This is a genomic window from Archangium sp. (assembly GCF_036277355.1).
GTDB lineage: Bacteria > Myxococcota > Myxococcia > Myxococcales > Myxococcaceae > Archangium.
In genome coordinates this window covers 18,897-40,639 of record NZ_DASUNC010000125.1, presented here as the reverse complement: position 1 = coordinate 40,639, position 21,743 = coordinate 18,897, and the positions used below count along the sequence as shown (strand labels likewise).

General features: G+C 70.3%; 13 protein-coding genes and 2 pseudogenes. 8 read left to right on the top strand and 7 right to left on the bottom strand.

Annotation, left to right across the window (positions count from 1 at the left end; genetic code table 11):
* Positions 1-303 (bottom strand): annotated as a pseudogene (locus tag VFZ09_RS30765) (ISAzo13 family transposase); the annotation flags it as partial.
* Positions 304-348: 45 nt separating this feature from the next.
* On the opposite strand from VFZ09_RS30765, the pseudogene VFZ09_RS30760 reads away from it, so the two are divergent.
* Positions 349-987 (top strand): annotated as a pseudogene (locus VFZ09_RS30760) (tyrosine-type recombinase/integrase); the annotation flags it as partial.
* Positions 988-1,101: 114 nt separating this feature from the next.
* Here the strand turns inward: VFZ09_RS30760 and VFZ09_RS30755 are convergent.
* Positions 1,102-2,064 carry a LysR family transcriptional regulator gene (locus VFZ09_RS30755; protein ID WP_329731272.1) on the bottom strand — a complete coding sequence of 321 codons (963 nt, stop codon included), beginning with the start codon at positions 2,062-2,064 and terminating at the stop codon, positions 1,102-1,104.
* Between the two features lie 116 nt (positions 2,065-2,180).
* On the opposite strand from VFZ09_RS30755, the gene VFZ09_RS30750 reads away from it, so the two are divergent.
* The gene (locus VFZ09_RS30750) at positions 2,181-3,233 is read left to right on the top strand and encodes an NAD(P)-dependent alcohol dehydrogenase (protein ID WP_329731271.1); all 1,053 of its coding nucleotides are present in this window, start codon (positions 2,181-2,183) and stop codon (positions 3,231-3,233) included.
* A gap of 25 nt (positions 3,234-3,258) precedes the next feature.
* On the opposite strand, the gene VFZ09_RS30745 is transcribed toward VFZ09_RS30750, so the two are convergent.
* From VFZ09_RS30745 to purL, 3 genes are read right to left on the bottom strand one after another with little or no spacing between them, the layout of a single operon-like run.
* Positions 3,259-3,810, bottom strand: coding sequence for a hypothetical protein (locus VFZ09_RS30745; protein ID WP_329731270.1), 552 nt, complete (start codon positions 3,808-3,810; stop codon positions 3,259-3,261).
* A 14-nt stretch (positions 3,811-3,824) separates the two neighbouring features.
* Entirely contained in the window at positions 3,825-4,175 is a 351-nt protein-coding gene (locus tag VFZ09_RS30740; RefSeq protein ID WP_422653093.1) for an immunity protein Imm33 domain-containing protein, read from the bottom strand.
* Positions 4,176-4,184: 9 nt separating this feature from the next.
* Positions 4,185-8,081, bottom strand: coding sequence for a phosphoribosylformylglycinamidine synthase (gene purL / locus VFZ09_RS30735; protein WP_329731268.1), 3,897 nt, complete (start codon positions 8,079-8,081; stop codon positions 4,185-4,187).
* Positions 8,082-8,273: 192 nt separating this feature from the next.
* Here purL and VFZ09_RS30730 point away from each other — a divergent pair, with 192 nt between their 5' ends.
* The 4 genes from VFZ09_RS30730 to VFZ09_RS30715 are packed head-to-tail and all read left to right on the top strand — an operon-like array spanning position 8,274 to position 16,061.
* On the top strand, positions 8,274-12,365 hold the full coding sequence (locus VFZ09_RS30730) for an ELWxxDGT repeat protein (RefSeq protein ID WP_329731267.1): 4,092 nt from the start codon (positions 8,274-8,276) through the stop codon (positions 12,363-12,365).
* Complete coding sequence (locus VFZ09_RS30725; RefSeq protein WP_329731266.1) at positions 12,362-14,563, top strand: molybdopterin oxidoreductase family protein; 2,202 nt, start codon at positions 12,362-12,364, stop codon at positions 14,561-14,563. Before VFZ09_RS30730 ends, VFZ09_RS30725 begins: the two co-directional genes overlap by 4 nt.
* A 10-nt stretch (positions 14,564-14,573) precedes the next feature.
* On the top strand, positions 14,574-15,302 hold the full coding sequence (locus VFZ09_RS30720) for a glutathione S-transferase family protein (protein ID WP_329731265.1): 729 nt from the start codon (positions 14,574-14,576) through the stop codon (positions 15,300-15,302).
* Between the two features lie 27 nt (positions 15,303-15,329).
* Positions 15,330-16,061, top strand: a complete 732-nt coding sequence (locus VFZ09_RS30715) for a class I SAM-dependent methyltransferase (RefSeq protein WP_329731264.1) — start codon at positions 15,330-15,332, stop codon at positions 16,059-16,061.
* Between the two features lie 152 nt (positions 16,062-16,213).
* Here VFZ09_RS30715 and VFZ09_RS30710 read toward each other — a convergent pair whose 3' ends face one another.
* Both VFZ09_RS30710 and VFZ09_RS30705 read right to left on the bottom strand, forming a co-directional pair.
* On the bottom strand, positions 16,214-16,399 hold the full coding sequence (locus tag VFZ09_RS30710; protein ID WP_329731263.1) for a hypothetical protein: 186 nt from the start codon (positions 16,397-16,399) through the stop codon (positions 16,214-16,216).
* Positions 16,400-16,629: 230 nt separating this feature from the next.
* Entirely contained in the window at positions 16,630-16,779 is a 150-nt protein-coding gene (locus tag VFZ09_RS30705; protein WP_329731262.1) for a hypothetical protein, read from the bottom strand.
* 267 nt (positions 16,780-17,046) lie between these two features.
* Here VFZ09_RS30705 and VFZ09_RS30700 point away from each other — a divergent pair, with 267 nt between their 5' ends.
* Both VFZ09_RS30700 and VFZ09_RS30695 read left to right on the top strand, forming a co-directional pair.
* Positions 17,047-18,300: a lanthionine synthetase C family protein gene (locus VFZ09_RS30700; RefSeq protein WP_329731261.1), complete on the top strand. Its 1,254-nt coding sequence runs from the start codon at positions 17,047-17,049 to the stop codon at positions 18,298-18,300.
* Positions 18,297-21,512 carry a lantibiotic dehydratase gene (locus tag VFZ09_RS30695; RefSeq protein WP_329731260.1) on the top strand — a complete coding sequence of 1,072 codons (3,216 nt, stop codon included), beginning with the start codon at positions 18,297-18,299 and terminating at the stop codon, positions 21,510-21,512. The genes VFZ09_RS30700 and VFZ09_RS30695 overlap by 4 nt, the downstream gene beginning before the upstream one ends.
* The last annotated feature ends 231 nt before the right edge of the window (positions 21,513-21,743 follow it).

Genomic DNA, 21,743 nt, shown 5'->3' with positions numbered 1-21,743 from the left:
CACGAGGGCTTCCAAGTCGGACAGCAGGGACGGCTCGTGATAGGTGCGCGGCTTGCGCCCCGCACCGGGGCGCCGCAAACGCAGGCGGCCATCCGAATGCGTCACCGGCGTCCGGCCATGCCGGATTTCATGAATGCCGGCGCGAATAGTAGGCCGTGAAAGCCCGGTAGCGCGCGCAACTGCGCTGATGCCCCCGCGCCCCAGCGCCAGCGCTTCTGTAGCAGCCCAACGACGCCGACTCTGCTCGTCAAGCACAGGCCGCATTTCTTCATACTTCTCCGCTATCAGCTTCTCCGAGCTCATGTCTTAAAAACTCGCACATTGGAAAGTTTATTTCCAGACGGCGCCTTTGCGAAGCTGCCGAAGCCGCCCTTTGATTTCCTCACCTTTGAGGAGGCTGAGCGCCTGATCAACGCCACCGAGCCGGAATGGCGCGCGCTGATCCTGGTGGCGCTCAAGGCGGGGCTGCGGCAAGGCGAGCTGATCGGGCTCCAGTGGGGCGACGTGGACTTGCAGCGCGGCAAGCTGCACGTCCGGCGTACCATCTGGCGCGGGGTCACTGGCCTGCCCAAAGGCGGGCGCGAGCGGCTGGTAGAGCTGCCGGGCTCGGCAGTGGACACGCTCAAGGGACACCGGCACCTGCGCGGCCCTTACGTGTTCTGCCAGGAGGACGGCCAGCCGCTTACTGACGGGCTGATGAAGCTGCCGCTGCGCCGCGCCCTCCAGGGGGCCGGCATCACGCGCGAGCAGGGCCGCATCGGCTGGCACGACCTGCGGCACACCTACGGCAGCCACCTCGCCATGAGGGGGATCCCGCTGACGGTGATCAAGGAGTTGATGGGGCACGCGACCATCGACATGACGGAGCGCTATGCCCACCTGAGCCCCGACACCCGGAGAGAGGCGGTCGGTGTTCTGGACCGGCCTCTTGCTCCGGCGTGCGACATACGTGCAACACAAGCTGGGGGAGCTGCTAACCCCCCGTGATTACAGCGTGAAAAAGTGGAGGCGGCGGGAATCGAACCCGCAGCCTGGCACCGGCCCGCCGCCGAGCAACAGGGCCCCCATTCCGCCGATGGCCAACTGGCCGCGTCATCTCCTCTACCCTTTTCGCGGTGGGCGCGGACCTGCGGGGCCCCGTGCTCCTTCCGGGGCCTCCCTCTTCTTCCGTGGCGCCGCCTCGCGGGCCACGTCCACGAAGGCTCGCAGCGCGGGCGAGACCTGCGCGCGGCTGGGGAAGTAGAGGAACAGGCCCGGCACCCACGCCGCGTAGGGCTCCAGCACCACGCGCAGGGTGCCTCGCCGCAGCTCCTCCGTCACCATGGGCTCGAACGCGTAGGCGAGCCCCACCCCGGCCTCCGCCATCCGCAGCAGCAGGTGGCTGTCCGAGGTGATGACGGGCCCCCGCACCGGCACGCGCCAGCTCCGTGGCCCGCGCTCCAGCTCCCACTGGTAGATGCCTGACGTCGTGGGGGAGCGGATGCAAATGCAGTCATGGGACAGCAGCTCGTCCGGCGTCTCCGGCGTGCCCCTCCGCTCCAGGTACGAGGGCGCGGCCACCACCACGAACCGGCACGCGTCCGACAGCCGGAGCTGCACCATGTCCCGCTCGATGGACTCCGTCAGCCGGATACCCGCGTCCAGCCCCTCGGCCACGATGTCCACGAAGCGGTCCTCCACCCGGACGTCCACCTCCACCTTCGGGTAGCGCGCGAGGAACCGCGGCAGCAGCGGCACGATGAGGGTGGACACCGCGATGGTGGGCACCGTCAGCCGCACCCGGCCCGTCACCTCCCCAGGCTGCACCGCGGCCGTCCGCATCGCTTCCAGCGCCTGGTCCACCGCCGGCCCGGCATTCTCCAGCAGGCGCCGCCCCGCCTCCGTCAACGCCACGCTCCGGGAGGTCCGCGTGAGCAGGGGCACGCCCAGCCGTTCCTCGAGCTGGCGGACGGACTGGCTCAGCGCGGATGGAGAGATGCCGAGGTCGGCGGCGGCGGCCGTGAAGCCGCGCCTCCGGGCCACGGCGAGGAACGCATTCAGGGCATTGAGGGGGGTGAAGGCCATCTTGAAGTATTTCTAAATGGCCCATATGGATCCCGCCAGTTTCGCCCGCTGTTCCCGGAGTGCATACCTGAGGGGCGCGTGGCCCCCAGGCCACGAAAACTCCCAAGGACAACCCCATGCCGAAGACTTCTGCCTATGCCGCCCCCGCCGTTGGAAAGCCGCTGGCGCCCTTCTCGTTCGAGCAGCGCGAGGTGGGCCCCCATGACGTGCTCATCGACATCCTTTACTGCGGGGTCTGCCACTCCGACATCCACCAGGCCCGTGACGAGTGGGGCGGCGCCATCTTCCCCATGGTGCCGGGCCACGAGATCATCGGCCGCGTCAAGCAGGTGGGCCAGCACGTCACGAAGCTGAAGGTGGGCGACATGGCGGGCGTGGGCTGCATGGTGGACTCGTGCCGCGACTGCCAGACGTGCCACCGGGACCTGGAGCAGTTCTGCGAGAAGGGGATGGCCGGCACCTACAACAGCACGTACATGGACCGGAAGACGCCGACCTACGGCGGCTACGCGGCCCGCATCGTCGTCACCGAGCACTTCGCGCTGAAGGTGCCCGAGGGGCTCGACCCCGCCGCGGCCGCGCCGCTGCTGTGCGCCGGCATCACCACGTACTCGCCGCTGCGGCAGTGGAACTGCAAGAAGGGCGCTCGCGTGGGCGTGGTGGGCCTGGGCGGGCTGGGCCACATGGCCGTGAAGCTCGCCGCGTCCATGGACGCGGAGGTGACGGTGCTCAGCACGTCCCGCACCAAGGAGGCCGACGCGCGCCGCCTGGGCGCCCAGGGCTTCGAGGTCACCAAGGACGCGGGCACCTTCAAGAAGCTGTCGGGCCGCTTCGATCTCATCCTCGACACCATCTCCGCCCCGCATGACTACAACCAGTACCTGCGCATGCTGCGCCCCCAGGGCACCATGGTGGTGGTCGGCGTGCCGCCGGAGGCGGTGCCCGTGAACGCGTTCTCGCTCATTGGCGGGAACAAGCGCCTGGCCGGGTCGATGATCGGCGGCATCGCCGAGACGCAGGAGATGCTCGACTACTGCGCGAAGCACAACATCGTGTCGGACATCGAGATCATCCCCATCCAGAAGATCAACGAGGCCTACGAGCGCATGATGAAGGGCGACGTGCGCTACCGCTTCGTCATCGACCTCGCGAGCCTCGAGCGCGCGTAGCGCGAGGGCGTCCGCCCCCCGTGACTCAGCAGGCGCAGCCGGGGCCCTTGCGGCAGACCTTGCTGCACGAGATGCATGAGTCTCCGCAGGGACAGCCCTTCGTGCACACCTTGCAGCAGTTGCGCGCGGGCTCGACGCTGCTGGGAGACTCCGACGAGGTGGTGTCCTCCGAGTCTTCCCAGTTCGTGCTCCGGGAAGTCTCCGGCTGCGTGGAGGCGGGCGCCACGTTGTGCTCCGAGGGAGACTGCTCCGGCTGACGCTGAAGCTGGCCAGCGACGTCCTCCGGCGATGAACGCGTGAGCGCGCTCGAGCAACGCTGAAGGTCCTCGGCGCTCGGAGCCTTGTCCTTCCCCGGCTGCTTGTGCCGCAGGCGCAGAGCATCGGCCGCGCACGAGCAGAAGCTCAGTCGCTGCACCTCACTGATGCTCGAGTCGGACTTCTTGACCTTCTCGGAACAGGTCAGGACGAAGGTCACGACCGCTTCGCTGGACAGCTCTTGCGGCTCGAAGCGGTTCGGCGTGTCAGCGAAGGCGGTGAGCGACAGGCACAGCACGGCAATCAGCACGTGACGGGACATGGATCCTCCGCGAGCTACGTATCAAGCAAGCTTGGATCCTCCCATACGTCTTCGTAGCCATCCGCGACCAGAAATCGCCATCCTGGAGGAAGCCCCAGGAACTTCAATGCAAGCGGACACCACTCGGCCAGATGGGCCACATGCACGGGCTGGAAGAAATCAGGTTCCGCGGATGGCTCGTCACCTGCCCAGATGTACCAGCCCGTGGTGTCTCCCTGGATGCGGTGTCGCAGCCCGTTGATGGGCATGAGCCCACTCTTCACGTTGAGGGAGATCCCGACCTTCATGTCCGAGGGAGACTCAACGAATCGCGCTCCATGCTCTACACAGAGCCTGAGCTGTGAAGCGCGAATATCGCCACGCATGAGAGATTCTCAGCCCAGCGCCGCGCGGGCGTTGCGGAACATCCGCATCCAGGGGCCGTCCTCGCCCCACTCCGGCGGGCACCACGAGTACTGCACGCTCCGGCTCACCCGCTCCGGGTGCGGCATCATGATGGTGACCCGCCCATCCCTCGACGTCAGGCCCGCGATTCCGTGCGGCGAGCCGTTCGGGTTCGCCGGGTACGTCTCCGTCACCCGCCCGTGGTTGTCCACGAAGCGCACCGGCACCATCCCCAACCCGTTCACCCTCGCCGCCTCCTCGGCGCTCGCGAACTCCGCCCGCCCCTCGCCGTGCGACGACGCGATGGGGATGCGGCTCCCCGCCATGCCCTTGAAGAACAGCGACGGGCTCTCCGCCACCTCCACCTGCACCAGCCGCGCCTCGAACTGCTCCGACGCGTTGCGCACGAAGTGCGGGAAGTGCTCCGCTCCCGGAATCAGCTCGCGCAACTGCGACATCATCTGGCAGCCGTTGCAGATGCCCAGCGCGAACGTGCCCGAGCGCGCGAAGAACGCCGCGAACTCGTCCCGGGCCCGCGCGTTGAACAGGATGGAGCGCGCCCAGCCTCCACCCGCTCCCAGCACGTCGCCGTACGAGAACCCTCCGCACGCCGCCACGCCCGTGAAGTCCTTCAGCGACACCCTCCCCGTGAGGATGTCGCTCATGTGCACGTCCACCGCACTGAAGCCCGCGCGCATGAACGCCCGCGCCATCTCGAACTGGCTGTTCACGCCCTGCTCGCGAAGAATCACCACCCGGGGCTTCGCGCCCTTCGCGATGTACGGCGCCGCCACGTCGTCCTTCGCATCGAACGTGAGCCGCGCCGACAGACCCGGCTCGCCCGGGTCACACTTCGCGGCGTACTCCTCCTCCGCGCAGCGCGGGTTGTCGCGCAGCTTCTGCATCTCGTAGCTCACGCGCGACCACACCTTGCGCAGCGCCACCACGTCCTCCTCCAGGAGGACCTTTCCGCCCTGCCGCACCCGCACCGTCAGCGCCGCGCTCGGCCGGCCCAGCTCGTGGCAGTGCGCGCCCAGCCCGTACCGCGTCAGCACGTCGCGCACGCGCTGGAGATCCGTGGCCTTCACCTGCAGCACCGCACCCAGCTCCTCGTTGAAGAGCGCCGCCACGGCATCCGCGCCCAGCGCGGCCACGTCCACGTCGAAGCCGCAGTGTCCCGCGAAGGCCATCTCCACCAGCGTGGTCAGCAGACCACCGTCGGAGCGGTCATGGTAGGCCTGCACCAGACCCGCCTCGTTGAGCAACTGCATCGCGGTGAAGAAGCCCTTGAGCGTCTCGGGGTTCTCCACGTCCGGGCAGCGCGGGCCCACCTGCGAGTACGCCTGCGCCAGCACCGAGCCCCCCAACCGCTGCTTGCCGCCCGCCAGGTCCACGAACACCAGCCGAGAGTCCGCGCCCGGCTCGCGCAGCTGCGGCGTGAGCGACTTGCGCACGTCCAGCACCGGCGCGAACGCCGACACGATCAGCGACAACGGCGCCGTCACCGCCTTGCGAGCCCCCTTCTCCTCCCACACCGTGCGCATGGACATGGAGTCCTTGCCCACCGGGATGGTGAGCCCCAACGCCGGGCACAGCTCCATGCCCACCGCCTTCACCGCGGCGTAGAGGTTGGCGTCCTCGCCCGGGCTGCCGGCCGCCGCCATCCAGTTGGCCGACAGCTTCACGTCCCCCAGCCGCCCGATCCGCGCCGAGGCGATGTTCGTCACGGCCTCGGCCACCGCCATGCGCGCCGAGGCGGCCGCGTCGATGAGCGCCACCGGCGTGCGCTCGCCCATGGACATGGCCTCGCCCGTGTAGCCCGCGTGCGCCGACAGCGTCACCGCGCAGTCCGCCACCGGCACCTGCCACGGGCCCACCATCTGGTCCCTCGCCGTCAGGCCCGACACCGTCCGGTCACCGATCGTGATGAGGAAGCCCTTGTCCGCCACCGTAGGGTGCCCCAACACCCGCCCCAGCATCTCCTTCACCGGCGCGTCCAGCTTCAGCTCGGCGTGCGTCAGCGGCCGGGACTTCACGTCCCGGTGCATGCGCGGCGGCTTGCCGAACAGCACGTCCATCGGAATGTCGATGGGCGCGTTGCCGAACCGCCGGTCCGTCAGCTTCAGCGCCTGCTCCTCCGTGGCATCGCCCAGCACCGCGAAGGGCGCCCGCTCGCGCTCGCACAGCGCCGCGAAGCGCGCCAGGTCCTCCGGCGCGATGGCCAGCACGTAGCGCTCCTGCGCCTCGTTGCACCAGATCTCCACCGGCGCCATGCCGGGCTCCGCGTTGGGCACCTCGCGCAGCTCGAAGCGGCCACCCAGGTTGTTGTCGTGGATGAGCTCCGGCACCGCGTTGGACAGGCCACCCGCGCCCACGTCGTGAATCGAGCGGATGGGGTTCGCCTCTCCCTGCGCCCAGCAGCGGTCGATGACCTCCTGGCAGCGCCGCTCCATCTCCGGGTTGTCACGCTGCACCGAGGCGAAATCCAGGTCCGCCGCGCTCGTGCCCTGCGTCATCGAGGACGCCGCGCCACCACCCAGGCCGATCAGCATCGCCGGGCCTCCCAGCACGACGATCTTGTCCCCCGGCTTCAGCGTGCCCTTCTGCACGTGCCCGTCCCGGATGTTGCCCAGGCCACCGGCGATCATGATGGGCTTGTGGTAGCCGCGCACCTCGACGCCCTCGGGCGTGGACACCTGCTGCTCGAAGCTGCGGAAGTAGCCGCACAGGTTGGGCCGGCCGAACTCGTTGTTGAAGGCGGCGCCCCCCAGCGGGCCTTCGATCATGATGTCGAGCGCGGAGACGATCCGCTCCGGCTTGCCGTAGGGCTGCTCCCAGGGCTGCTCGAAGCCGGGGATGCGCAGGTTGGACACGGAGAAGCCCGTCAGGCCCGCCTTGGGCTTCGCGCCCCGGCCCGTGGCGCCCTCGTCGCGAATCTCTCCGCCCGCGCCCGTCGAGGCGCCCTGGTGCGGCGAGATGGCCGTGGGATGGTTGTGCGTCTCCACCTTCATCAGGATGTGCGCGGGCTCGCGGTGGAAGCGGTACTCGCCGGTGGTCACCTCCGGGAAGAGGCGATCCACCTCGAAGCCCTCCATCACCGCCGCGTTGTCCTTGTACGCCGACAGCACGCCTTCCTTGTGCGCCGCGTAGGTGTTCTTGATGGACTGGAAGAGCGAGCGCTCCTGCTCCTTCCCATCGATGGTCCACGAGGCGTTGAAGATCTTGTGCCGGCAGTGCTCGCTGTTGGCCTGCGCGAACATCATCAGCTCGACGTCGGTGGGGTTGCGCTTCAGCTCCGTGAAACGCGCCACCAGGTAGTCGATCTCATCCTCGGCCAGCGCCAGACCCAGCTCGCGGTTGGCGGTGACGAGCGCGGCCCGGCCTCCGCCCACCACGTCCACCGTCGTGAACGGCCGGGGCGTGTGCCCGGCGAAGAGGATGGCCGCGTCCTCCTCGCGCCCCACCACCGCCTGCGTCATCCGGTCGTGCAGCACCGGCTGCACCCGGGCGAGCTGCTCGGAGCCCAGCGCCTTGCCGGCCTGGTCGGCGACCCAGTAGGCAACACCCCGCTCGATGCGCCGCACCGAGCGCAGGCCGGTGTTCTGGAAGATGTCCGTGGCCTTCGAGGACCAGGGCGAGATGGTGCCGGGACGGGGGATGACGAGCAGCAGGCTCCCGCGCCGCTCGCCACGGGCCAGCCGGGGGCCGTACTCCAACAGCCTGTCCATCAAGGTCCGCTCGGACTCGGAGAGAGCGTCCGCGACGTCGACGAAGTGCACGAACTCCGCGTAGACGGAGGCCACGGCGGGCTCCAGCTCACGGCAGCGAGCGAGCAGCTTGGCCAGACGGAACTCGGAGAGGGCGGGGGCGCCACGCAGGGTGAACATGGAGTCGCCTCTTATCTCCACGGACCCCCTCCTGCATCTGAAAGAGATCGTCACGGGAGCCAGAAGCCCCCGCTCCCCTGCCCTCTTCCGAGTGGTCGGAGGGCCTTCCGCCGGGTCCGGATATGGTTGAATGCCGCCGGTCCGACATGGCCGGGTCCCACGGGCCCGGCGGGGGAGTCTCCGAGGAACAGCATGGTGAGAGCGAACACGAACCTGGCGGCCCTGTGCGTCCTGGTGCTGGGAGGGGCCTGCACGTCCCCCACTCCCGAGCAACCGGCCCGGCAGGCGCCGAAGGCCACCCGCCGCGCCCTGGGTGAAGGTCCCGCCAACCTGGTGGACGTGGGCGTGAAGGCCGAGCGCGCGCTGGTGCGCTACCCCGAGTCCCCCATCGCCGCGGGGAACACGCTCCTCTTCACGGCCAACGAGGACAGCACCGGGCCCGAGCTGTGGAGGCTCGACGCCACGGGCCCCGCCCTGGTGGCCGACATCGTCCCGGGCACCACCGGCTCGTCGCCCTCCCAGCTCTTCCACTCGCGGGGGCTCACCTGGTTCACCGCCGCGGACGCCGCGCATGGCGTGGAGCTGTGGCGCACCGACGGCACCACCCCGGGGACCTTCCTGCTCAAGGACATCTTCCCCGGTCCGGACAGCTCGCGGCCCACGGAGTTCGCCGAGCTCAACGGGTGGATCTTCTTCAGCGCCAATGACGGCACGTACGGCCCCGAGCTGTGGCGCACCGATGGCACCCCGGAAGGCACGCAGCTCGTCCGGGACATCTCCCTGGGCTCGGGCGGCAGCGAGCCCCAGTCCTTCACCGAGCTGGGCGGGAAGCTCTACTTCCTGGTCAAGGATCCGGGCGGCGCCAGGCAGCTGTGGCGCACCGATGGCACCGCGGCGGGCACCGTCCGGGTCGGAGCGGGCGTGACCGTCACGGCCTCCTCGGGGCGAGGGCTCGTCCGCTCCGGCCGGGCGCTCTACTTCGCGGGCAGCGAGGGCACCGCGGGCGCCGAGCCGTGGAAGACCGACGGCACCGAGGCGGGCACGCAGCGCGTCAAGGACATCCTCCCCGGCGCGACGGGCTCCAACCCCGTGCAGCTCACGGCTTTCGACGGCGCGGTGTACTTCGTCGCCTCGGACGGCGTGACGGGGCGTGAGCTGTGGAAGACGGATGGCACCGAGGCGGGCACCCAGCGCGTCCTCGAGATCATCTCCGGCAACAACTCCGTGGAGAAGCCCGACGCGCTCGTGGCCGCCAGCACGCGCCTCTTCTTCATGCTGAGGGACGCGAGCAACACCGAGAGCGCCCTCTACGCGACGGACGGCACGGCGGCGGGCACCGCGAAGCTGGTGGACTTCAAGGCCCTGGGCGGCAAGGGCCCCCTGATGATGACGGCCCTGGGGAGCACGCTCTACTTCACCGGGTACGAGCCAGGCGTGGGCCACGAGCTGTGGACGAGCGACGGCACGCCCACGGGCTCGCGGCGCATCGGCACCAACGTCTTCTCCGGCGACCGCCTCGCGGATCCGGCCCCCGAGGCGTTCACCGTCCTGGGGGACACGATGTACTTCGTGGCGACCGCGCCGGGCACGGGCTACTCCGACGAGAACCCGCCACTGCCCACGCTGTGGAAGTCGAAGGGCGATGTGGCCACCACCGTCCCCGTGGGAACCGATCTGTCGCCCACCCGGGGCTCGAACCCCGCGCCCTTCGCCGCCTGGGGCGACGCGCTGTACTTCACCACCTTCGAGCAAGAGGCGGCGGCCCGGCTGTGGCGGACGGATGGAACGGTGGCGGGCACGGTGCCGCTCGTGAACATCGTCCCCGGGGACGCTCCCGCCTTCACCGTGGAGTCCGGCCTGAGCGCCCTGACGCCCCTGAACGGAGCCCTCTACTTCGCGGCCATGCCCTCGCTCTTGGAGGGCTTCCAGCTCTGGAAGACGAATGGCACCCCCGCGGGCACCGCCCGGGTGACCAGCGCCGTCCGGCTCACCACCGCCGCCAGCAGCCCCATGGAGATCATCGCGCACGGTGGCTTCCTCTTCTTCGCCGGCCAGGACTCCGCCAATGGCATCGAGCTGTGGAAGAGCGACGGCACGGCGGCGGGCACCACCCTGGTGAAGGACATCGCCCCGGGCAGCGGGCCGTCCTCGCGTCCGTATCGCTTCACGCCCATGGGTGACGCCCTCTACTTCATCGCCCGCAACGCCACCGGCGGCCGCGAGCTGTGGAAGACGGATGGCACCGAGGCGAACACCACCCGGGTGGCGGAAGTCCGCGACAGTGTGGACATGAGCGCCGTCATGAACATCGCCGGGGTGGTGGGCAGCACCCTCTACTTCGTGGCCAACGAGACCAACACGGGCATCGAGCTGTGGAAGACGGATGGCACCCCGGCGAACACGTCGCTGGTGAAGGACATCGCCCCGGGCATCCTGGACGCCGGGCCCTCCGCCTTCGCGGTGATCGACGGCACCCTCTACTTCACCGCCAGCGACGGCTTCGGCCCCGAGCTGTGGCGCACCGACGGGACGGAGAGCGGCACCGTCATGGTCAAGGAGCTCTCGTCGACGGGCACGGGCTCCAATCCCGGCGCCCTCACGGTGCTCGGCAAGACGCTCTACTTCACCGCGAATGACGGCACCTCGGGCCGCGAGCTGTGGAAGCTCGACACCACCGCGTCCGGGGCCGTCCCCGTCCGCGTCAAGGACATCTTCCCGGGCCCGGGCAGCGGCGTGCTCGCCGAGTCGCTCTTCGCCATCCCCACCGATGGCCTGCTCCTGTTCGCCGCCGACGATGGCGTGAGCGGCACCGAGCTGTGGCGCTCGGACGGCACCGAGGCGGGCACCTTCGTGCTGCACGACATCGCGCCCTGGCAGCTCGGCTCGCACCCCGCGGGCTTCACCCGCTTCGGGGACACCATCGCCTTCAGCGCGAACGACGGACGGCGCGGGCGCGAGCCGTGGCTGATGCCCGTGTCGCTGCTCACCAACGGAACGCCCCCGAGCGTCACCTGCCCGGTGGTGCCTCCCATCGAGGCCCAGCAGTTCCTGGGCGCGCGGGTCGACTTCGAGGAGGCCACGGCCAGCGACGACACCGGGCTCCCACCCGCCCTCTCCTACAGCCGTGTCCCGGGGAGCCTGTTCCCGATCGGTGACACCGTGGTGCACGTCACCGCGCGCGACACCGCGGGCCTCGTGGCCACGTGCTCCTTCACCGTGACGGTGCGGGACACCACGCCTCCGGAGCCGGTCTGCCCCGCGAACGCCACGGTGGAGGCCACCACCTCGGGCGGCGCCATCCTCACCTACGCCGCTCCGCTGGCCACCGACGCCGTCACCCGCGCCCCCGTCATCACCGTGAGCCAGGCCTCCGGCACCCTCTTCCCCCAGGGCAACACGACGGTGACGGTGACGGCCACCGACGCGCAGAACAACAGCAAGCAGTGCACCTTCACCGTGCGCGTGCAGGACACCACGGCCGCGGTGATCTCCTGCCCGGCGGACCAGCGCGTCGAGGCCGAGAGCGCCACCGGCGCCAACGTCACCTGGCCGCTCGCCGAGGCCTCGGACGGAGAGGTCTCCCGCCCGGCCCTCACCTACAGCCACGTCAACGGCGACCGCTTCCCGCTCGGCAACACGCCCGTCACGGCCACCGCGACGGATGGCGCCGGCAACACCTCGAGCTGCACCTTCCAGGTGTCCGTCCGCGACACCCAGGCGCCCTCGCTCCGGTGCCCGCCCACCCAGAGGACCGAGGCCCTCGGCCCCTCGGGTGCGCCCATGGAGTTCGCCGTGAACAACGTGGTGGACACCGTCTCCACCGCCGTCGAGCTCTCCTTCAGCCACGCCTCCGGGAGCACCTTCCCGGTCGGCGAGACGCCCGTGCGCGTCCAGGCCCGCGACGCCTCGGGCAACGTGGCCGAGTGCGGCTTCTCCGTCGTGGTGGAGGACACCCTGCCGCCGCTGCTCACCTGCCCCCAGGACGTGACCATCGCCAAGGGGCCGGTGGCGGTGCAGCTGCCCCCGCCGTCCGTCACGGACCGGGTGACGGCCTCGCCCGCCATCACCTACTCCCCGGCCAGCGGCAGCGTGTTCAAGGTCGGTGCCACCCCCGTGGAGGTGACGGCCCGGGACGACGCGGGCAACCCGGCCACATGCACCTTCAACGTGCGCATCGAGAAGTCCAGTGGCTGCTCCGCCGCTCCGGGTAGCATGGGTGCGGCCGGGTGGATGGGACTGTTGTCGCTGCTGGCCCTCGCCACCCGCCGCCGGAGCACGCGATGACGCACTTCCGTACCTGCAACCTCTGCGAGGCCATGTGCGGCCTGCGCATCGAGACCTCGGAGGGCCGTGTCACCTCCATCCGGGGTGACGACGAGGACCCGTTCAGCCAGGGCCACATCTGCCCCAAGGCCGTGGCGCTCCAGGATCTCCACGAGGATCCGGACCGGCTCCGGCAACCCGTCCGGCGCACGGCGACCGGCTGGCAGCCCATCTCCTGGGAGGAGGCGCTCGACGAGACGGCGCGGCGGCTGCACGCCATCCAGCGCGAGCACGGCAAGGACGCGGTGGGCGTGTACGTGGGCAACCCCACCGTGCACGACCACGGCTCGATGATGTTCCTGCCGATGTTCCTCCGGACCCTGCGCACGCGGAACAAGTTCTCCGCGTCCTCGGTGGATCAGCTCCCCCACCAGCTCGCCGCGTACCTGATGTTCGGGCACCAGTTCCTCATCCCCATCCCGGACATCGACCACACGCGCTACATGCTCATCCTCGGGGCCAACCCGCTGGCCTCCAACGGAAGCCTGATGAGCGCGCCGGGCGTGCGCCACCGGCTCAAGGCCATCCAGCAGCGCGGCGGCCGCGTGGTGGTGGTGGATCCCCGCAAGACGGAGACGGCCCGCGTCGCGGACGAGCACATCTTCATCCGCCCCGGCACCGACGCGCTCTTCCTCTTCGCGCTCCTGCACGTGCTGCTGGAAGAAGCGGGCGCGAAGCCGGGCAAGCTGGCGGAGCTCGTGGACGGCCTGGCCACCGTGCGCGAGCTGGCGCGCGGCTTCACCCCCGAGCGCGCCGAGCCCCACACCGGCGTGCCCGCGGAGACCACCCGGCGCATCGCCCGCGAGCTGGCCGCCTCGGAGGCCGCCGTCTGCTACGGCCGCGTGGGCGTGTCCACGCAGGCCTTCGGCGCGATGTGCCAGTGGCTCATCAACGTCATCAACATCGTCACGGGCAACCTGGATCGCCCGGGCGGGGCCCTCTTCACGCGGCCCGCCTTCGACATCGTGGGAGGCCCCAAGGCCATGGCCATGAGCCGCGGCAGCTACGGCCGCTGGCGGAGCCGGGTGCGCGGGCTGCCCGAGTTCTCGGGCGAGCTGCCGGTGGCCGCGCTCGGCGAGGAGGTCCTCACCGAGGGCCCGGGACGCATCCGCGCGATGGTCACCTCCGCGGGCAACCCCGTCATGTCCACCCCCAACGGGCGGCAGCTCGACACGGCCTTCGCGTCGCTCGACTTCATGGTGTGCATCGACCCGTACATCAACGAGACGACGCGGCACGCGCACCTCATCCTGCCGCCCAGCTCCAAGCTGGAGCGCAGCCACTACGACCTGGCCTTCCACGCCCTGGCGGTGCGCAACACCGCGAAGTACTCCCCGCCACTCTTCGCGCCGGGCCCGGACACGCGCCATGACTGGCAGCTCTTCCTGGAGCTGAAGCACAGGCTGGAGACGCTGCGCGGCGAGCCCCGCGTGCGCGGCGAGCTGAGCTACCGGACGCTCAAGGCGCTCGGCCCGGATGGCCTGTTGGACCTGGGGCTGCGCGCGGGCCCGTACGGCATGAAGCTCCGCCCCTTCCGCAAGGGCCTGAGCCTGGCGAGCCTGAAGGCCCAGCCGCACGGTGTGGACCTGGGGCCCCTGGCGCCGAGCCTCCCCCAGCGGCTGGCCACGCGCGACCGCCGCATCCAGCTCGCCCCCGAGCCGCTGGTGGCGGACCTCGAGCGGCTGCGCCAGAGCTTCCCGGAGGGCCCGGGCGCCACCGCAGACGGCTCCCTGCTGCTCATCGGACGGCGCCACCTGCGGGACAACAACTCGTGGATGCACAACGTGCCGCAGCTCGTCAAAGGCAAGCCGAGATGTACGCTGATGGTGCACCCCGAAGATGCCCGGAGGCTGGGCCTACGGGATGGCGGCCAAGCAGTGATAACCTCGCGCGTCGGCGAGGTGAGGGCACCGGTGAGCGTGACGGACGAGGTGATGCCGGGCGTGGTGAGCCTGCCTCACGGTTACGGGCACGGGCGGGAGGGCGTGCGGCTCCGGGTGGCCGGAGAGCATGCGGGCGTGAGCATCAATGACCTGACCGACGACCGGGCGTTGGATGTCCTCAGTGGCAACGCCGCGTTCAGTGGAGTCCAGGTCCGCGTCAAGCCGGTAGAATCAGCACGCACGGAAGAACCACAGCAGCATTCCGCAACTGGATGAGACAACACCGATGATCACCCTCTTTCAGACCCCCATGGCCTGGGGAACCCCCAACCTGAGCCCCTTCTGCTTCAAACTGGAGGCGTACTTCCGGATGGTGGGGCTGCCCTACCAGGTGAAGATGGCCGAGTTGCTGAAGGCCCCCAAGGGCAAGGTGCCCTACGTCGAGATCGACGGGCAGCTCATGGGCGACTCCCAGTTCATCATCGAGTACCTCAAGCGGAAGCACGGGGACACGCTCGATGCGCACCTGACCCCGGAGCAGATGGCCGTCGGCCACACCGTCCGGCGCATGCTGGAGGAGTGCACCTACTGGTACATCGTCTACATGCGCTGGGTGGATGACGCGGGCTGGCGCGCCTACACGCCCATCGTGGAGACGATGATCCCCACCGTCACCGGCGGCCCGGTGCCGCTGTCGGCGCTGCGCCAGAAGATGCTGGGCATCCTCCATGACCAGGGCACGGGCCGTCACAACATGGAGGAGGTCCAGGCGCTGGCCCGGCAGGACATCTCCGCGCTGGCGACGATCATGGGCAACAAGACCTACCTGCTCGGGGACTCGCCCACGTCCTTCGACGCGGTGGTCTACTCCTTCCTGGTGAGCATCATCGCCAACCCGGTGGACACGGAGTTCAAGCAGCACACGCTGTCGCAGGAGAACCTGGTGCGCTACTGCGCCCGCTTCAAGTCGCGCTTCTTCGCGAACTGGAAGCCGCCCGAGACCCAGGCCGCCTGACCCGTACGCCTGGAGAGGCCTGCGCCGATGAGCTCGGATCCTTCCGATGTCAGGGGTCAGGCCCCGGCCTCCGCGGAGGAGCTGTCCGCGGAGACCCGCGAGGTCGTCGCCTACTATGACGCCCTCGCGCCGACGTACGACGCGGACCGTTTCGGCAACTCGTACGGGGCCTACCTGGACGGGCTGGAGCGCCGGGCGCTGCGCGAGTGGCTCCGGGGCCCGCGGGTGCTGGATCTCGCCTGTGGAACGGGCCGCTTCCTGGACCTGGCCAGCGAGGGGTTGGACCTGAGCGGGAAGATGGTGGAGCGTGCCCGGGAGCGATGGCCGGGCAGGCGCATCCACCACGCCCCGGCCTGGAGCATCCCCGCCGCGGACGGCAGCTACGACAGCGTCTTCGCCCTGCACCTCTTCATGCACCTGCACCTGGGAGACATCCGCCGGGTGATGGCCGAGTGCCGGCGGGTGCTGCGCCGGGGAGGGGTGCTGGTGTTCGACTTTCCCAATGCGTTGCGCCGCCGGCTGGTGGGCTACCAGGCCACCGGCTGGCACGCGGGCACGGAGCTGATGACGTGGGACCTGCGGATGCTGGGGGGCGGACACTGGCGCCTCGCCAGCTCGCGAGGCCTCGCGCTGGCGCCCGTCCACCGCCTGCCCCCCGCGGCCCGCCCGGCCTTCATGGCCGCGGAGGTGCTGCTCGGGCGCACGCCGCTGAAGCACCTCGCTTCGTACCACCTGGTGAAGCTCGAGAAGGTGGACTGACCTCCTCCGCCCGCTCGTGCCGGTGCCCCTCCGGGTGCACGTGGCCCGCTGGAGCCCCGCGACGTCGAGTTCTCCATCGAGGAGGAACCGGACGCCCGCCTGGACGCCAACGGGGCACCCGGTGGCACGACCCCCGAGGCGCCGGGCGTGGGTCAGCACCACACCACGGGTGGCCGGGTGGTGGAGAAGAGGAGAACGGGGCGCATGGGCGCGGGGGGCTCAGCGGGCCGCTCGCGCGCTCGTGCCGTGGCACGACCGTTGTCCTTGCTGCTCGAGACGAGCAACCCCGCGCCGAGGATGACAAGGGTTGCAACGAAGATGGTGGTGTCGAAGTTCATGGTCCCCTCCCTTTCTGACGTTCATCCAGACTGGGGCCCGAACCCGGCTTTGTGACTGTCACCCACCGCCAAACACTTTCAATCCCTTACTGCGAGCCCGTAGCAGGAATCATCCCGGAAACGCATCGGCGGTGGGCGTGGGAAGAAAGCCAGATCGCGGCAAAAGGCCCGGCGTGGAGCACTCCACACCGGGCCTTCTCCTGCTCATCGACTCGGAGAGTCGCTCAAGCTCACCCGCAGGCGTCGGTCGGACAGGAGTAGTCCGTGCAGCGCGGGGTGGTGAGGGGGGCCTTCATCTGCGGTCCCTGCTCGGTGGTGATGTTGCGGAGGGTCTCCTTGTTCAAGCTCAGCTTCTTGGGCTGCTTCTTCTGCTCGTTCATGGCCTGCTCCTCGACATCGCGTGGATGGGGACTCAACCGCCCTCGGGGGACGGCGTTTTCAAGCTAACAGTGTCCTCACTCAGGCGACAAGCTTTCTTTGATTGTCTTTGCGCGAGGCTCCGAGGCACACCACCGAAGTAAATAATTGCCGTAGAACCGTCATGCGGGACAGGACAGTCAGAATTGGGTACAAGGGATAACACGTAGGGCGCAGCCCATTGGCGACATAGGATTGGCTACATAGGGATAACCCGTATGCCTCAGCCCATGAGATGGAATTCCCTGCTCGATGGAGAGGAGCGCGAGACGGCCCTGCGCCTCGTCGCCGGTATCGCGGAGGAACTCTCGCTGCCGGAGCGGCTCGCGACGCGCGATCCTTCCTTCGCCTCGGGGCAGGCCGGTATGGCGCTGCTATTCTCCTACCTCTCGAGAGACAGTGCGCGGTCCCGCCACCTGGAGTGCATGGAGCAACTACTCGACTCGGCCTCGGAGGCGGTGGCCACCCAGCCGCTGCCTCCCGACCTCTACCAGGGCTTCACCGGTATCGCCTGGACCGTCGAGCACCTGCGGGGCACCTCCAACGTGGAGGAGGATCCGCTCACGGAGATCGACGAGGCCCTCGCCGGGCTGCTGCGCACCCGTCCCTGGCAGTACCATTATGATCTCGTGAGTGGCCTGGTGGGGCTGGGCGTCTACGCGCTGGAGCGGCTTCCCCGTCCGGGTGCCCGGGACTGCCTGGAGCAGCTCGTCGCCCGGCTCGCGGAGCTCGCGCAACCCTCCGAGGGAGGCCTGCGCTGGTGGACGCCACCGCCCCTCATTCCCGCGGCCATGCGCGGACAGTTCCCCGAGGGGGCCTACAACCTGGGCGTGGCCCACGGCATGCCGGGCGTGCTCTGGGTGCTGGCGGGAGCCGCCGCCGCGGGCATCGCGACGTCCCAGGCGCTCGAGCTGCTGCGCGGAGGCTGGCGTTGGTTGATGGCGCGGCGGCAACCGGCCACCCAGGGCTCGTGTTTTCCGTCGTGGCTCAGCGCCCACCACCAGACCTGGCCCAACCGCCCGGCGTGGTGCTACGGCGATCCCGGCCTGACGCTCACGCTGCTGCAGGTGGCCCGGGCCGTGGAGGAACCGGGCTGGGAGCAGGAGGCCCTCGCGCTGTGCCGCGAGATGGCGGAGCGCTCGACGGACGGCGCACAGGTGCAGGACGCGGGCCTGTGTCATGGCGCCGCCGGGCTGGCCCACCTCCACCACCGGCTCTTCCACGCCACCGGCGAGGAGGTTTTCGCGCGGGCCTCGCGGGCCTGGTTCCGCAACACCCTCTCCTTCCACCGCCCGGGAGAGGGATTGGGGGGATTCCTCTCCCACGAGGTGCGGCCCGATCTCACGCGCGAGTGGCTCGCCTCCCCGGCGCTCCTCACGGGGGCCACCGGTGTCGCGCTGGCGCTGCTGGCCGCGGCCTCGCCGGTGGAGCCCACGTGGGATCGCATGTTCCTCATGTCCCTTCCGCCCTCGGCCACGCCATGACCCCGCCCCACGGCTTCGTCCCCTCGGGCTTCTTCGCCCTCCGCACGCCCCTGTTGCCCTTCGACGAGCTGCTCGCGTGGAGCGAGGGGCTGTCGGCCCGCGAGGCCGCGCGGCAGGGGGACCTGGCCCGGCTGGAAGTGGCGCTGGCCACGGATAGTGCCCTGCTCCGCGAGCGGCTCCAGGCCGCGCTCGCCCGTCCCGAGATTCGCGAGGCCCTCTTCCTCGCCTCGCCGTCGCTCGATGAGAGCCACGACAGCTGGAGGAAGGCGCCCGGGAGCGAGCGGGGGCAGAAGGTCGAGCGCGCCCTCGTGCGCTATTGGTCCCGCCTCGCCGGACGTGCCACCCCGTTCGGCCTCTTCGCGGGCTACTCGGTGGGACACCTGGGCGAGGCCACCCGTTTCGCGCTGGCCGGGCGCCAGCGGTACCAGCGGCACGCACGGCTGGACATGGACTACGTCTGCACGCTGGCGGAGCGGCTGGCCCACCTCCCCGAGCTGCGCGAGGTGCTCCTCTACCGGCCCAACACCAGCCTCTACCGGGCGGGGGGACGGCTCCGCTACGCCGAGTCACGCCTCCAGGGCCGGACGCGCACGTACCACCTCGTCGCGGTGGAGCCCACGGACTACCTGGAGGCCACGCTCACCCGGGCCCGCTCCGGAGCGAGCCCACGCGCGCTGGCCCAGGCGCTCGCGGACGCGGACCCGGAGGTGTCCCTGGAGGAGGCCGAGGCCTATGTCGGGGAGCTGATCTCCAGTCAGCTGCTCGTGCCGGAGCTGTCGCCCGCGGTGACGGGCCCCGAGCCCATCCATGATCTGCTCGCGCAGCTGCGTCCCCTCGCTCCGGCCACCGGGTTCCACCAGCGGCTGGAGCAGGCCCGGCGGGTGCTCGAGGAGTTGAACCAGCTCCCGCCCGGAGTGGACCCCGAGCACTACCGGGCCCTCGCCCGGGGACTGGAGGCACTGCCGGCGCCGGTGGAGCTGTCGCGCATGTTCCAGGTGGACATGGTGAAGCCCGCCGAGGAGCTGAAGCTGGGCCCGGCGCCCGTGGAGGAGCTCTCCCGCGCCGTGCGGCTGCTGCACCGCCTCCACCCGGCCCAGGAGCCGCTCCACCTGCGCCACTTCCGGGAGGCCTTCCAGCAGCGTTATGGCGAGCGCGAGGTGCCCCTCGTCGAGGTGCTCGACGAGGAGGCGGGAATCGGCTTCGACCAGGCGGACGTGCCCACGGCGGAGGCCTCGCCGCTGCTGGAGGGGCTCGCGTTCCCCGCCCCGGCCGCGGAGGAGCGCGTTGCCTGGGGAGCCCGGCAGCAGCACCTGCAGCGCCGGCTGGCGGAGACGCTGCGCACGGGCGCGCGCGAGCTGGTGCTGGACGAGCACGATCTGAAGGCGCTGGAGTCCCGGGACGCGCCGCCCCTGCCGGACTCCTTCGCGGTCATGGCGACCCTGCTGGCGCCCTCGGAGGAGGCCCTCGGCGCCGGGGAGTTCCAGGTGATCATCGACGGGGTGGTGGGGCCCTCCGGAGCGAACCTGCTGGGCCGCTTCTGCCACGCGGACCCGGAGCTCCACCGGCACGTGGAGGCCCACCTGCGCGCCGAGGAGGCACTCCGCCCGGACGTCCTCCACGCGGAGGTGGTCCACCAGCCCGAGGGACGGGTGGGCAACATCCTGAGCCGGCCCGTGCTGCGCGGGCATGAGATCGTGTTCCTCGGGCGCTCGGGCGCGGAGCCGGAGCGGCAGTTGCCCATCACGGACCTGCGCGTCAGCGTCCAGGGGCGGCGCATCGTCCTGCGCTCGGAGCGCCTGGGGCGGGAGGTGCTGCCGCGGCTGACGAACGCGCACAACTTCGCCCGGGCCCACCTGCGGCTCTACCGCTTCCTGGCGACCCTCCAGCAGCAGGGCACGACGGGAGGCATGAAGTGGAGGTGGGGCGCCCTGGAGACGAGCCCGTTCCTGCCGCGTGTCGTCGCCGGGCGGCTCATCCTCCAGCGCGCCCGGTGGCGGCTGCCGGCGAAGGCGCTCGAGGCACTGGGCGAGGTGCACGGTGGCGCGCGCTACCAGGCGGTGCAGCGGCTGCGGGACGAGCTGGGGCTGCCGCGCTTCGCGGGGGTGACGGACGCGGACAACGTGCTGCCGGTGGATCTGGACAACGTGCTGAGCGTGGAGACCTTCGTCCACCTGGTGAAGGAGCGCGAGCACGCGGAGCTCGTCGAGCTGCCCGACGAGGCCCGCTGCGCACACGGTCCCGAGGGCCACTTCGTCAACGAGCTGGTGGTGCCCTTCGTGCGCACGGAGCGCCCCGCCGCCTCGGAGCTCCGTCCGCGCACCGCGTCCCTGCCCCGCTCGTTCGCGCCCGGCACCGAGTGGCTCTACGCGAAGCTCTACACGGGCACGGCCACGGCCGACCGCGTCCTGCTCGAGGCGGTGGCGCCGCTGATGCGGGAGGCGCTGGCCTCGGGCGCGGCGGACCACGGGTTCTTCATCCGCTACGGGGATCCGGACTGGCACGTGCGCCTGCGCCTGCACGGGCCCCCTGCCCGGCTGCGGGGGGAGGTGCTCGGCGGGCTGTACGAGAGGCTGGCGCCTCTGCAGCACGAGGGGCTGGTGTGGCGCGTGCAGCTCGACACGTACGAGCGCGAGGTGGAGCGCTACGGAGGACCCGAGGCCATGCTGCTGGCCGAGCGCCTCTTCCACGTGGACAGCGAGGCCGTGCTGGAATTGCTGGAGCGCTACTCCGGCGACGCGGATGCACGCTGGCGCGTGAGCCTGCTCGGCGTGGACATGCTGCTCGGGGACATGGGGATGGACCTGGAGGCGAAGCGCCGGGTGATGGGGCGGCTGCGCGAGGGCTATGGCCGGGAGTTCCGCGTGGACGTGGCGTTCGAGCGGCAGCTCGGCGAGAAGTTCCGCGAGCACCGGCGGGAGCTGGAGGCCCTGCTCGCCCCCACTTCCGCGGTGGAAGAAGGCGCGCTGGCACCCGCACGAGAGGTACTGCGAAGGCGCTCGGAGCGCTCGGCCCCATGGGTGGGCGAGCTGCGGGCCCGGGAGGCGGAGGGCAAGCTGAACCAGGGCGTGGAGCAGCTGGCCGAGAGCTACGTGCACATGCACGTCAACCGCATGCTGCGCACGGCCGCGCGGGCCCAGGAGCTCGTCCTCTACGATCTGCTCCACCGGCTCTACGAGTCCCGGGCCGCACGCCAGCGCCGCGCCGCTGGGTGAGCATGAGAGCTGCTCGGGCTGCGAACCGAACGTGTACAGGGGGCTGGGGCACTATCGGGTCCTGCACAAGAACGATGCGCTGAACCACGGACCCGGTTGTGCTGGGCAAACAGGCCATGCTCGGATGAACCCATGCGCTTCTTCGCATGGGCGACGCTGATGTGCAGCTATCTGGTGGGCTGTGTTGGAGTCCCATCCCAGTTGCGACAATCAACCATGGGACCCGGACCC